The organism is Novosphingobium sp. JCM 18896 (assembly GCF_025938095.1).
In the GTDB taxonomy this organism is placed as follows: domain Bacteria; phylum Pseudomonadota; class Alphaproteobacteria; order Sphingomonadales; family Sphingomonadaceae; genus Novosphingobium.
Genome location: NZ_JAPCZF010000005.1, coordinates 52,367 through 64,328 on the forward strand (window position 1 = coordinate 52,367; position 11,962 = coordinate 64,328).

The 11,962-nt window shown below is 65.9% G+C and carries 11 protein-coding genes and 1 tRNA gene; 7 read left to right on the forward strand and 5 right to left on the reverse strand.

Annotation, left to right across the window (positions count from 1 at the left end):
- Positions 1–28 precede the first annotated feature (28 nt).
- Together OLX23_RS17530 and OLX23_RS17535 are read right to left on the reverse strand one after the other, a co-directional pair.
- Positions 29–1,387 carry a tyrosine-type recombinase/integrase gene (locus tag OLX23_RS17530; RefSeq protein ID WP_264446330.1) on the reverse strand — a complete coding sequence of 453 codons (1,359 nt, stop codon included), beginning with the start codon at positions 1,385–1,387 and terminating at the stop codon, positions 29–31.
- Between the two features lie 227 nt (positions 1,388–1,614).
- Positions 1,615–1,689: transfer RNA gene (locus tag OLX23_RS17535), tRNA-Gln, on the reverse strand.
- 145 nt (positions 1,690–1,834) lie between these two features.
- On the opposite strand from OLX23_RS17535, the gene OLX23_RS17540 reads away from it, so the two are divergent.
- A complete protein-coding gene (locus OLX23_RS17540) occupies positions 1,835–4,288 on the forward strand; it encodes a TonB-dependent receptor (RefSeq protein ID WP_264446331.1) in 2,454 nt (817 codons plus the stop codon).
- A gap of 49 nt (positions 4,289–4,337) precedes the next feature.
- On the opposite strand, the gene yghU is transcribed toward OLX23_RS17540, so the two are convergent.
- The gene (yghU, locus tag OLX23_RS17545) at positions 4,338–5,186 is read right to left on the reverse strand and encodes a glutathione-dependent disulfide-bond oxidoreductase (protein WP_264446332.1); all 849 of its coding nucleotides are present in this window, start codon (positions 5,184–5,186) and stop codon (positions 4,338–4,340) included.
- 135 nt (positions 5,187–5,321) lie between these two features.
- Here yghU and OLX23_RS17550 point away from each other — a divergent pair, with 135 nt between their 5' ends.
- Positions 5,322–5,924, forward strand: a complete 603-nt coding sequence (locus OLX23_RS17550) for a hypothetical protein (protein WP_264446333.1) — start codon at positions 5,322–5,324, stop codon at positions 5,922–5,924.
- 279 nt (positions 5,925–6,203) lie between these two features.
- On the opposite strand, the gene OLX23_RS17555 is transcribed toward OLX23_RS17550, so the two are convergent.
- The gene (locus tag OLX23_RS17555) at positions 6,204–7,301 is read right to left on the reverse strand and encodes a branched-chain amino acid aminotransferase (protein ID WP_264446334.1); all 1,098 of its coding nucleotides are present in this window, start codon (positions 7,299–7,301) and stop codon (positions 6,204–6,206) included.
- A gap of 625 nt (positions 7,302–7,926) precedes the next feature.
- A complete protein-coding gene (locus OLX23_RS17560; RefSeq protein ID WP_264446335.1) occupies positions 7,927–8,466 on the reverse strand; it encodes a hypothetical protein in 540 nt (179 codons plus the stop codon).
- A 48-nt stretch (positions 8,467–8,514) separates the two neighbouring features.
- Here OLX23_RS17560 and OLX23_RS17565 point away from each other — a divergent pair, with 48 nt between their 5' ends.
- The 5 genes from OLX23_RS17565 (at position 8,515) to leuB (ending at position 11,962) form a co-directional block, all read left to right on the forward strand.
- Positions 8,515–9,279: a TlyA family RNA methyltransferase gene (locus OLX23_RS17565; RefSeq protein ID WP_264446336.1), complete on the forward strand. Its 765-nt coding sequence runs from the start codon at positions 8,515–8,517 to the stop codon at positions 9,277–9,279.
- A 97-nt stretch (positions 9,280–9,376) separates the two neighbouring features.
- On the forward strand, positions 9,377–9,931 hold the full coding sequence (locus OLX23_RS17570; RefSeq protein ID WP_264446337.1) for a TspO/MBR family protein: 555 nt from the start codon (positions 9,377–9,379) through the stop codon (positions 9,929–9,931).
- 52 nt (positions 9,932–9,983) lie between these two features.
- The gene (locus tag OLX23_RS17575) at positions 9,984–10,232 is read left to right on the forward strand and encodes an accessory factor UbiK family protein (RefSeq protein WP_264446338.1); all 249 of its coding nucleotides are present in this window, start codon (positions 9,984–9,986) and stop codon (positions 10,230–10,232) included.
- A 60-nt stretch (positions 10,233–10,292) separates the two neighbouring features.
- Complete coding sequence (locus OLX23_RS17580) at positions 10,293–10,901, forward strand: recombination protein O N-terminal domain-containing protein (protein WP_264446339.1); 609 nt, start codon at positions 10,293–10,295, stop codon at positions 10,899–10,901.
- 17 nt (positions 10,902–10,918) lie between these two features.
- Positions 10,919–11,962 (forward strand): 3-isopropylmalate dehydrogenase, encoded by a 1,044-nt coding sequence (gene leuB, locus OLX23_RS17585; RefSeq protein ID WP_264446768.1) that lies wholly within the window; start codon positions 10,919–10,921, stop codon positions 11,960–11,962.

Consider the following 11,962-nt stretch of genomic DNA (forward strand, 5'->3'; position numbering starts at 1 on the left):
GGTCGAGGAGTTTGCCTATCTGGCGCAACTATCCCGGCGGCAGATCGACCGGCTCCGAAAGAGAAGGCCGCCCGGGTTCCCTCGCGAATACGATCTCGGCTCGGGTGACAGCAAGTACCGGCACTGCCCGCGCTTCAAGCGGGCGGACGTCGAACGCTGGATGAGCTCCCGCGCGCTTTGGTAGGCTGAAATTGATCGCGTAGGATTTTGCGCGCGTCTCGGCATCGTAGTCCGGGACGCCGAGGGTCTCGGCAACGCCTGCTTCGACGGCTATCTTGGCGACTTCGCGCTCCCAGGTGATGAACCAAGCGCGCTTCTCCTCTTCCATCTCGTAGCGATCGTAGGTCCGCTCCATCCCCTTCTTTACGTGGTTGAGCATGGCTTCCGCCGTCTCGAAATCGACCTTCAGGCGCTTGGTGTTCGATCGCGCGGTGCGGCGAAAGTCGTGCGGTGTGAAGCGCTCGATTGCGTGGCCAGCAAGTTCTTCCATGCGGGCCCGCACCCGGTCGCGGGCCTTGTACCAGACTGAATTGTTGCGGGGTCCATCGGCACGAGGGGCGGGAAAGACCCATTCGTGATTGGTGAGCATCAGTGATCGCCCCCAGGGGCCGAGCGCAATACTGTGGGCGCAAGAGTTTTTGGCGCGGTTTTCGGGAATGGTCCAGACCTCGCCGGCGAGCTCTGCGCTTCGGGCCTGAACTACCTCTGATATTCGCGCCGCGGTGAGGAGCCACAGGAGCATGCCCCGCTGGAAGTCGCGTTCCTCCTCCACGACAGCTAGCAGGAACCAGCGGATTTCCTCGAGATCCAGCTTTCGCGAACGAGCCGTCTCGGGAAAGCGAAGGTCGCCGAGGCGCAGGGACGGGTCGGTCTCGAGGCCGACTTCCAGGCCGCGCAGGGACGCCGCCCAGCCAAAGAATACCTTGAGCTCGGCGGCCAGGCGATTCGCCCGGATCTTGGCTTTCCTGCCTTTGGCTTCGACCAGGCGGATGAGGTCTCTTTCCGTGACCTCATAGATGTTCGCCTTCGCGAGCTTGGGCGCGATATCGCGGTCGTAGATTTCGAGCTTCTCTTTGATGGTGCGTGGCTTGTTGGGGCGCTTCGCGCGGGACGAACGCCCTTCCCGAACCGCTACCATGTAAAGCCCGTGCGCCTTGGCCACCGTCATTTCGGCGCGCCTTCGCTCGTTCCGGGTGACTTCCCGGGGATCAATGCCCGCTTCGACCTGCTGATTGAGTCCGTCTGCCCATTCACGGGCCGCGGCGATCGTGACAGCCGGGTAGAGCCCGCCGAAGAGAGTCGCGATGATTCTCGTTCGGGGTATCTGCCGACGATATCGCCAGCGCTTTTTGCCGCTGCCCAATACTTCGATTGCCAGCCCGGGCACGAGGGGATCTCGGTGGGTGCCAAATCCTAGCAGATCGATTTGACCCGGAGTGCATTGAAACTGTCTTGCCATGGCCGATTCCAGCGGTTCCGGCGCGATAAAATCATGGCAGAAATCCTGGCAGAATAGCCGTCTAACCCAGTCTAACTGAGTCCAACCCAGTCTAAGTCAGAATCTGAGAGATTTGCCGTAACTTCCTGCGCGGGGCCGATTCTTGAGAATCTGGCTGGCTGGGGCGGCAGGATTCGAACCTGCGAATGCCGGTACCAAAAACCGGTGCCTTACCACTTGGCGACGCCCCAGCAGGAAGGGGGCGCTTAGCGGGTGATCGCCCAGATGTGAAGTGGTTGCGGAGCCCGGTGAACTGCGACAGGTTTGAGAACGTTGTTTCCGACACGGCGCTCGGCGCTGGCGGATCGCGATACAAGACCATTGGGAGAGAGTGGTATGAGAGCATCGATTCTATTCGCCTTGTCGGCGAGTACCGCCCTGGGCGCGTTGAGCCCGGCCATGGCGCAGGATGCCAGCGGCGATGCGGGCGACATCATCGTCACGGCCCGCCGCACCGAGGAACGCCTTCAGGACGTGCCGATCTCGATCACCGTCTACAACCAGCAGCAGCTCAACGAACGCAACGTCGTCTCGGCCAACGACCTCGCGACTTATACACCGTCGCTGAGCGCCAATTCGCGCTTCGGCAACGAGACCGCCTCCTTCGCGATCCGCGGCTTCGTCCAGGAAGCGCAGACGGCGCCTTCGGTCGCGGTCTACTTCGCCGACGTCGTCGCCGCGCGCGGGCAGCCGTCGCTGGCCGGCGCCAACAACGTGCCCTCGGGCTCGTTCATGGACCTGCAGAACGTCCAGGTGCTCAAGGGGCCGCAGGGTACGCTGTTCGGTCGCAATACCACCGGCGGCGCCGTGCTGCTCGTGCCGCAGAAGCCGACCGACCGTCTCGAAGGCTTCGTCGAAGGCTCGATCGGCAACTACGACATGAAGCGTGGCCAGGCCGTGCTCAACATCCCGCTGTCGGACACCTTCCGCGTCCGCCTCGGCGTCGACCGGATGAAGCGCGACGGCTATCTCAAGAATCGCTCGGGCATCGGTCCCGATGATTTCAACGACGTCGACTATCTCTACTTCCGCGGCAGCGTGGTCGGCGACCTGACGCCCGATCTCGAGAACTACCTGATCTTCACCTATGCCAAGTCCGACACCAACGGTAACGTCCCGCGCCTGGCGCTGACCAACACCCAGACGATCGGCGGCGTGCCCTGCGCGCCCGGCGTCGGGCCGACGGGTGCGCCGATCACGGGCGCCGGCGCGCTGATCGGGCCGCTGGTCTGCGCGCAGCAGTCGGCGCGCTTCGCTGGCTACGGCTATTACGACGTCGAGAACAGCAACCCCGACGCGCACCTCGACGCCGAGACCTGGCAGGTGGTCAATACCACCACGCTCAAGGCCAGCGACACGCTGACGGTCAAGAACATCGCCAGCTACGTCGAGCTGCGTCAGAGCCAGAGCGCCAACCTGTTCGGCGACAACATCCGCTTCCCGACCGCGGGCGGGCTGCCGTTCGGCTACGTCAACGTCTACAGCGATCCCAACTACGACACGGTCTCGCAGTACACCTTCACCGAGGAACTGCAGCTTCAGGGCAATAGCAGCGACGGCAAGTTCACCTACCAGGTCGGCGCCTATTACGAGAAGAGCGGCCCGATCTCGCGCTGGCAGGGCACGCGCACCTCGATCTTCGCGAGCTGCACCGACGTGCCGACCCTGCAGTGCACCGACGTGCTGCGCAATCCGCTGACCGGCGCGCCCGGCGGCTTCGTCCAGAACACGCTGACGCGCTACAATTTCGAGAACATCGGCTTCTACGGCCAGGCCAGCTACAAGTTCACCGATCAGCTCTCGCTGACCGGCGGCATCCGCTACACGATCGACAAAGCCGAGGGCACGGGCTCGGTCCGCACCTTCATCTTCCCGGCGCCCAACGTCTCGGTGCCGATCTGCGGCTCGACCGGCGCGGTCTCGCCGCAGCCCGAGGGCTGCCTGACCACCTTGCGCCAGGAATCGAAGCGGCCGACCTGGCTGATCGGGCTCGACTACAAGCCCACCGACGACCTGCTGATCTATGGCAAGTACGCGCGCGGCTATCGCCAGGGCGGGGTCAATCCGTCGAACACCCTGCCGATCGTCTGGGGGCCGGAAAAGGTCGATTCCTTCGAAGTCGGCGCCAAGGCCAGCTTCCACGGTTCGGTCAACGGCTACTTCAATATCTCGGCATTCTACAACGACTTCAGCGACCAGCAGCTCCAGGCGAACCTGGTGCCGCTGCCGGGCACGACGGCATCGCCTTCGGCCGCGATCGTCAATGCCGGCAAGTCGAAGATCCAGGGTGTCGAGGTCGAGGCGCTGATCAGCCCGGTCGAGGGGCTGCGCTTCTCGGGCGGCTACACCTATCTCGATACCCAGTTGAAGTCGTACAGCCCTCCGAACTTCCCGCTGTTCCAGCCGCCGACGCCGACCTCGCAGGTCGGTGGCGACCTGGCGCTGTCGCCGCGGCACAAGCTGACCGTGACGGGCAGCTACACGCTGCCGCTCGACGAGAGCGTGGGCAAGATCACCTTCGGCGCGACCTATACCTATACGGGAACGCAGATCGCCTCGGCGGACTCGCCGCTCGGCCGGTTGCCCTCGACCAACCTGGTCAACCTCAACGCCAGCTGGGAGGGGATCGCCGGCACGCCGATCGACCTGTCGCTGTTCGCGACCAACGTGACCAAGGAGAAGTATCCGGTCTACGTCGGCGGTACCTACTATTCGGCGGGTATCGAGACGCTGCTGATCGGCCAGCCGCGGATGTATGGCATGCGGCTGCGCTACAGCTTCGGCAAGTAACGTCGCGAGCGTCCGGCCTGCTGGGGGCAGGCCGGACGCTCCATTCGACTTAGACCGCTTGGCCGAGCACCGCGTCGATGTCCGCAGCGCTGTGACGTTCCTTGGCGAAGCCGTCGCCGCTGCGGTTGACGACGATGCCGCGCTTCACGCCGGGGCGCTCGCCGAGTTCGCGCGCCCAACGGTCGATGTTCTTGTATTCGTCGAATGAGAGGAACTTCGAGCCGCCGTTGTAGGCTTCGCCGCGGTGGAAGTAGCCTAGCCAGCCATAGATCGCCATGTCGGCGATCGTGTAGTCGTCACCGGCGAAATAGCGCGCTTCGGCCAGGCGCCGGTCGGCGACGTCGAAGATGCGCTTGGCCTCCATCGCATAGCGGTTGATCGCATATTCGATCTTCTCGGGCGCATAGGCATAGAAGTGCCCGAAGCCGCCGCCGAGCACGGGCGCGGTCGACATCTGCCAGAACAGCCACGACAGGGCTTCGGCGCGGGCTGCGCCGTTCGTGGGCACGAAGGCGCCGAACTTCTCGGCCAGATGCAGCATGATCGCGCCCGACTCGAAGACGCGGACCGGCGTTTCGCCCGAGACGTCGAGCAGGGCCGGGATCTTCGAGTTCGGATTGACCGAGACGAAGCCCGAACCGAACTGGTCGTTCTTCATGATCTCGACCATCCAGGCGTCGTATTCGGCGCCGGCATGGCCGGCGGCGAGCAGTTCCTCGAAGAGGATCGTCACCTTCTGCCCGTTAGGCGTGCCCATCGAATAGAGCTGGAACGGATGATCGCCGCGCGGCAGCACGGAGTCGCGGGTGGCACCGGCGATCGGCCGGTTGCCGCGGAAGGGCGTGGGCGCGTCCTTGTCCCAGGTCCAGATTTCGGGCGGCGTGTAATCCTCGGCCATGGGCAAGCTCCTGAAGGGGGAAAGACGCGAAGATTGGGTCTGCTGGACGTTCGATCAAGCAAGGAGAATTGACACGCCCCCCAAAGAAAGTTGCAATGAATGCAGCGAACAAAGTTTCACATGGGAGAATGGGTCATGGGTGCCACGATGGACAACCCGCCGCCGCCGACCGCGCCGCTGAGCAATCGCCAGGTCGATACGATCCGCGGCCAGTACCACAAGTTCGCGCTGATCCCGATGCTCGAGGAGCACGCGACCTGGTTCGATGCCGGGCCGGTCTCGATCGCGGTCGAGGCGCGGGCGCTGGGCGACAGCCCGGAGCGGATGGTGCGTGGCCCGTCGATCCACGTGTTCGACGCAACGCACAGCGACGAATATCTGCGCTTCGACGTGTTCGGCGTGGTGCTGCATTACCACTACATCCACAACGAAACGAACCACAACACGCTGTGGGGCTACGATCCCGACACCAACGGCCCGATGATCCCCTGGGTGGTCTCTGCGCTGCGCGATCGCCTGCCGACCCTGCTGCGCCGCGCGGGCGCGGATCGCCTGGCCAAGGACGTCGAGGAGCAGGGCTGGGACACTTCGGTCCTGCCCGCGGTCGCCGCGGCGGCGACCGCGGCACTCGCCCCGCGCGAAGACGACATGAAGCGCGCCAAGGAGGGGATGGACTGGATGTACCGCTGGAAGGCGGTGCACCCGCAGTTCAACACCGTGGGCGAGGGCGAATACTGACCGGCGGTAAGGTGACAAAGGTGACGAAAGTGACAGGGCTTTTGAGGAGGATCTGTCACTTTGTCTGCCGGACGAGCGATGACGAACGAGCGGGAGGCGAGCGGTCATGACCCGCTTGTGTCACGACCAGACGATGTAGGAAAATTCCTCCCCTGCAAGGGGAGGGGGACCACCCGTAGGGTGGTGGAGGGGGCTCTCGGCATAGGCCGCGCTTGGCGGTGAGCCCCCTCCGTCAGCGCTTCGCGCCGCCACCTCCCCGTGCCGGGGAGGATGGTTTGCTCAGATCTTCATCACCCAGCCGTGCGGATCCGGCGCTTCGCCGCGCTGGATCGAGACGAGACGGCTCTTGAGCTTCTGCGTGAGCTGGCCGGGGCCGCCCGAGCCGATGGTGAACTCGACCTCGCGGCCCGAAACCTTGCCGACCGGGGTGACCACCGCGGCGGTGCCGCAGGCGAAGGTCTCGACCAGCTTGCCCGACTGGGCATCGGCCTGCCACTGCTCGAGGCTGTAGCGGTCCTCGCGCACGGTCAGGCCTTCGTCGCGGGCGAGCGCCAGGATCGAATCGCGGGTGATGCCGGGCAGGATCGTGCCCGTCAGCGCCGGGGTCACCAGGGTGCCGTCGGCGAAGACGAAATAGAGGTTCATGCCGCCGAGTTCCTCGATCCACTTGTGCTCGGCAGCGTCGAGGAAGACGACCTGGTCGTGGCCGCGCTCGATCGCCTCGGCCTGCGGAACGAGGCTGGCGGCATAGTTGCCGCCGCACTTGGCCGCGCCGGTGCCGCCGGGGGCCGCACGCGTGTAGTCGGAGACCCAGATCGACACGGCCGGCGCGCCCGACTTGAAGTAGTTGCCCGCCGGGCTGGCGATGACGATAAATTTGTACTGCTTGGCCGGGCGCACGCCGAGGAAAGCCTCGGTCGCGATCATGAAGGGGCGCAGGTAGAGCGAGGCGCCTTCGGCCGAAGGGATCCAGTCGCGATCGGCCGCGACGATCTGGCGGATCGATTCGACGAACAGCTCTTCGGGCAGTTCGGGCATGGCCAGGCGCTCGGCCGACTGGTTGAAGCGCCGGGCATTGGCCTCGGGGCGGAACAGCGCGATCGAGCCGTCGCCGTGCTTGTAGGCCTTGAGACCCTCGAAGATCTCCTGCGCATAATGCAGCACCGAGGCGGCGGGATCGAGCGCGATCGGGCCGCGCGGACCGATCGTGGCATCGTGCCAGCCGCGACCTTCGGTCCATTCGATCGTGACCATGTGATCGGTGAAATTGGTGCCGAAACCGGGGTTTGCCAGGACCTGCTCGCGCAGTTCGGCAGAAGTCGGCGCCGGGTGAGCCAGGCGGGTGAATGCGGCTTCGGTGGTGGCGGAGGTCGCCATGGGTCGGAATCCCCTCGATTGTTCTCTTGCAGCGTTGAACAAAAATTACGCCAACGGCAATTGAAAAGACATAAACGACAAGTGCGTTTTCTGCATTCCCGGATAGGGGGAATCCGGCGGCGAGGGAAGAGGGAGCGGAATGGAACGGCTATCGTGCGGGCCGGATCGGGCGTGCGATCGTGCGGCGAGGCGCGCGTTCGGTTGGCCCCAAATGAGAAGGGCCGCACCCGGTCCCGGATACGGCCCTTCGCATGGTCAGCGGCCGGAAGTGCCGCCTACGAAGCCTTTATCGCTTAATCTAGAATCAGCGATAATGCCTCGCGACGGAAATTGCCGACCTCTCTGCTGGACCATGAGACATCGGATCACCTCCTTTCGCGCTGTTAGAGCCAAAGCGCCGCTCTCGCGGCTGGGGCGGTAGGCTTGCGACCCATTCCCGCCTTGCCTCAATACTTGGGTGATTCCGCAACGCACAACAAGACTTGCAATCAAATTATTTGGCGTCAGAATTGGGGCTTCGGCCAGATATCCCCAGCTAGAATGCGGGGTTTTGCCCGGGCCGGTCGGGCGCTGAAAGCGCGCCTCGCGAACACCTCAAAAACACCATTCTGATGGAGCCGAAAGCCTAGCGGCAGTCCTCGATCACGCGACTCACTTCGGGCCAGGACGGCACGTAGAGCGGGGCGAGATTCGGTGCTTCGATCGCGAAGCGGCCGCGGCTGAAGGCCATCATGTCGAGCAGCGGATCGCGCGCGCTCAGCGCTACGCCGATCCCGCCCGCGGGCAGCGGCGCGGCGGACAGCGTGCGGAAGCCGCTGCTCGTCGTCACGGTCATCGGCTCGGGCCCCGTCGCGGTGCCCGCGCGCTGGAGCGTGACGGTGCCCGCCGTGCGATCGCAGCGCAGGACCACCTGCCCGCCGGCGAAGCGCGCGACCGACTGGCCGCTCTCGGTGCCCGAAGTCCAGTTGCCCGGCGTGATCGGCACGTCGCGCCAGTCGGTGGTGGTCGGGCGTTGTTGCGGCGGCGGCACGGGGGTGGCGCTCGGCCGCGGCGTGGGCGCCGGTGTCGGCGGCGGGATGACCCGCTGCGAGCAGGCCGAGGTCACCGCGGCAAGCGCCATCACGGTCGAAACGAAAGGGAGCGCCGAGCGGCGATTTGCCATCATCGTCTTCGTATGGAATCTGTCGCCCCGCGCCACAACCCCCGGAATGCCGTGAACACCCCGTCGAAACCTCGTCCCGCCGCCAAACAACGCGTAGATCAGCTGCTGGTCGAGCGCGGCCTCGCCGAAAGCCGCGCCCGCGCGCAGGCGCTCGTCCTCGCCGGGCTGGTGTTTTCGGGCGAGACCAAGATCGCCAAGTCGGGCCAGACCTTGGCCGGCGATGCGCCGCTTGAGGTGCGCGGGCGCGATCACCCCTGGGTCTCGCGCGGCGGCATCAAGCTGGCCCATGCGATCGACCACTTCGCGCTCGATCCCACCGGCGTCACCGCGATGGACGTCGGCAGTTCGACCGGCGGCTTCACCGACGTGCTGCTGACCAAGGGCGCCGCCCACGTCTTCGCGGTCGATTCCGGGACCAACCAGCTTGCCTGGAAGCTGCGCCAGGATCCGCGGGTCACCGTGCTCGAGCAGACCAGCGCGCGCGTGCTGACCCGCGCGCAGATCGACGCGCCGGTCACCTGGGTGGTCTGCGACGCCAGCTTCATTTCGCTGGCCAAGGTGCTCGAAGTGCCGCTGCGCCTGGCGGAGCCGGGCTGCCAGCTCGTCGCGCTGATCAAGCCGCAGTTCGAGGTCGGCCGCGCCGAGGTGGGCAAGGGCGGCGTCGTGCGCGATCCGACGCTGCACGAGCGCGTGTGCCAGGAGGTGCGCGACTGGCTCGAAGCGGGGGGCTGGATCGTCCAGGGAATCGCCCAGAGCCCGATCACCGGACCCGAAGGCAACGTCGAGTTTCTCATTTCTGCGCACAGGGACGCGTAAAACCGCGAAAATCCCTGCAACAACCCCGTTGCCACGGTTCGTCGCGCTCGTCACAAACCCCGCGTACTTCCATCATGTGATTCGGGGAAATCCGCGGATGACTGAGCTTGCCTCACGGGATCAATTGCGCGGAAGCCTGCTGCGTTGGGCTTTGGTGCTGGTGCCGGGCGTGCTCCTGCTGGGCATGCTTTCGGGACAGCTCGGCGGCAGCGGTGCGGAGAACCCGTGGTTCGCCGATCTCGAAAAGCCGCCGCTCTATCCGCCGCCGGCGGTGTTCGGCATCGTCTGGACCGTGCTCTACGCGCTGATGGGCTTCGCCTTGGCCATGGTTGCCTCGGCGCGCGGGGCGCAGTGGCGGCTGGCTGCGCTGATCGTCTTCGCGGTCCAGCTCGTGCTCAATCTCGCCTGGACGCCGCTGTTCTTCGCCGCGCACCAGATCGTCGCGGCCTTCGTGCTGATCGTCGTCCTCGACATCGCGGTGATCGGCACGATCGTGCTGTTCCGGCTGGTGCGGCCGGTCGCGGCGCTGTTGCTCGTGCCCTATCTGCTCTGGGCGCTGTTCGCGACCGTGCTGACCTGGCAGTTCCACGAAGCCAATCCGCAGGCCGACGGCGAGAACGTTTCGGGCGCGGCTGTTCGGGTCAAGATCTAGGCGCGTGAAAATCTAGCTTGCCTCGCAAGGCGCGGCTCACCATTTAGGCGCCATGCAGAGCGAAAACCCCCTGATCGCCGATTTCGTCAAGCTGATGAACAGCGCCGCCGGCACGCTCGCGGGCATGACCCGCGAAGCCCGCGACAGCGCGCGCGAACGCGCCAAGGAAGCGATCGGCGGGCTCGATTTCGTCAGCCGTGATGAGTTCGACGCGGTCAAGGCGATGGCCGCCCGGGCGCGCGAGGATAGCGAAGCGCTTAAGGCGCGGCTCGACGCGCTCGAGGCCAAGCTGGGCAAGTAACCTCTCCCGACCGTATGGGCCGCGATTGAATTCGCGGGGCTTTGTCGCCACACCCCCGCCATGCATGTCCGCGCCCCTGCCGTCGTCTGCGCCAGCCGTCCCAACGGCGAGACCGCCGTCGTCGCGCGTCTGCTGACCGCCGACCACGGGCTCGTCGCCGGCTATGTCGCCGGGGGCAGGGGACGCGATCTGCGGCCCGTGCTGATCCCCGGCAATCTGGTCGAAGCCGAGCTGCGCGCGCGCTCGGACAGCCAGCTGCCTTTCGCGCGGCTCGAACTGCTGACCAGCCGCGGCCCCTGGCTGACCGAGCCACTGCAGTCGGCGGCGATCGGCTGGGTGACTGCGCTGACCGCCGCCGCGCTGCCCGAACGCCAGCCGTTTCCGGCGCTCTACGAGGCGCTGACGGCGCTGCTCGACGCGGTGTGCCTGGCGCCATCGGCGCGCGGCTGGGCCATGCCGCTGCTGTCCTACGAGGTCCTGCTGATGCGCGAGCTCGGCTACGGTGGGCCGATCGAGCGCCCGCGATCCGAGGACTGGCCCGATTTGCTCACAGCCTTCGACCGGCTCGGACGCGATCTCGCGCGCTATCCGCTTGCCCATCGCCGCGTCGATGTTATGGCGGCGCGCGCCATGCTGCGGGAGCGGTTGGCCAGAATTGATGGGGCATGAGTGTGACGACGAATTCGATCAAGATCGCGGTTTTCGCAGGTGACGGAATCGGCCCGGAAGTGACGCGCGAAGCGGTGCGCGTGCTGCAGGCGCTGGATCTTCCCGGTCTCGAACTGGTCGAGGGCGACGTCGGCGGTGCCGCCTATCGCAAGCACGGCCACCCGCTGCCGCAGGAAACGCTCGACATCGCCAAGGCCAGCGGCGGCATCCTGTTCGGCGCGGTCGGCGATTTCAGCCTCGATGGTCTCGAACGTCACCTGCGCCCCGAACAGGCGATCCTCGGCCTGCGCAAGGAGCTGGGCCTTTTCGCCAACCTGCGCCCGGCCACGGTGTTCGAAGGTCTCGAAGACCTGACCACCTTGCGCCCCGAAGTCGCGCGGTCGATCGACCTGCTGATCGTGCGCGAGCTCAACGGCGACGTCTATTTCGGCGAGAAGGGCATGCGCACCACGCCCGACGGCCGCCGCCAGGGCTACGACATCATGTCCTATGCCGAGGACGAGGTGCGCCGCATCGCCCACGTCGCCTTCCGCGCCGCGCAGGGTCGCCAGAAGAAGCTGTGCTCGGTCGACAAGGCCAACGTGCTCGAGACCTCGCAGCTCTGGCGCGACGTGGTGATCGAGGTGGCGAAGGAATATCCCGACGTCGAGCTCAGCCACATGTACGTCGACAACGCGGCGATGCAACTGGTCAAGAACCCCGGCGCCTTCGACGTGATCGTCACCGGCAACCTGTTCGGCGACATCCTCTCGGACCAGGCCTCGATGTGCGTCGGCTCGATCGGCCTGCTCGCCTCGGCCTCGCTGTCCGAAGGCACGCTCGGCCTCTATGAGCCGATCCACGGTTCGGCGCCCGACATCGCCGGCAAGGGCCTGGCCAATCCTATGGCGACGATCCTGTCGGCCGCCATGCTGCTGCGCCACTCGTTCGGCCGCGAAGCCGAGGCCAAGCGGATCGAGGCGGCGGTCGCCAAGGCGCTGGCCGACGGCATCAAGGGCGGCGATCTCGGTGGCAGCCACGGCACCGTCGCGATCGGCGACGCGGTCCTCGAAAGGCTCTGA

What these genes read in the sequence shown, in the direction of transcription:
- OLX23_RS17540 (WP_264446331.1), top strand. Translation starts at nt 1,835, where the DNA reads ATGAGAGCATCGATTCTATTCGCCTTGTCGGCGAGTACCGCCCTGGGC.
- yghU (WP_264446332.1), bottom strand. Translation starts at nt 5,186, where the DNA reads ATGGCCGAGGATTACACGCCGCCCGAAATCTGGACCTGGGACAAGGAC.
- OLX23_RS17550 (WP_264446333.1), top strand. Translation starts at nt 5,322, where the DNA reads ATGGGTGCCACGATGGACAACCCGCCGCCGCCGACCGCGCCGCTGAGC.
- OLX23_RS17555 (WP_264446334.1), bottom strand. Translation starts at nt 7,301, where the DNA reads ATGGCGACCTCCGCCACCACCGAAGCCGCATTCACCCGCCTGGCTCAC.
- OLX23_RS17560 (WP_264446335.1), bottom strand. Translation starts at nt 8,466, where the DNA reads ATGATGGCAAATCGCCGCTCGGCGCTCCCTTTCGTTTCGACCGTGATG.
- OLX23_RS17570 (WP_264446337.1), top strand. Translation starts at nt 9,377, where the DNA reads ATGACTGAGCTTGCCTCACGGGATCAATTGCGCGGAAGCCTGCTGCGT.
- OLX23_RS17575 (WP_264446338.1), top strand. Translation starts at nt 9,984, where the DNA reads ATGCAGAGCGAAAACCCCCTGATCGCCGATTTCGTCAAGCTGATGAAC.
- OLX23_RS17580 (WP_264446339.1), top strand. Translation starts at nt 10,293, where the DNA reads ATGCATGTCCGCGCCCCTGCCGTCGTCTGCGCCAGCCGTCCCAACGGC.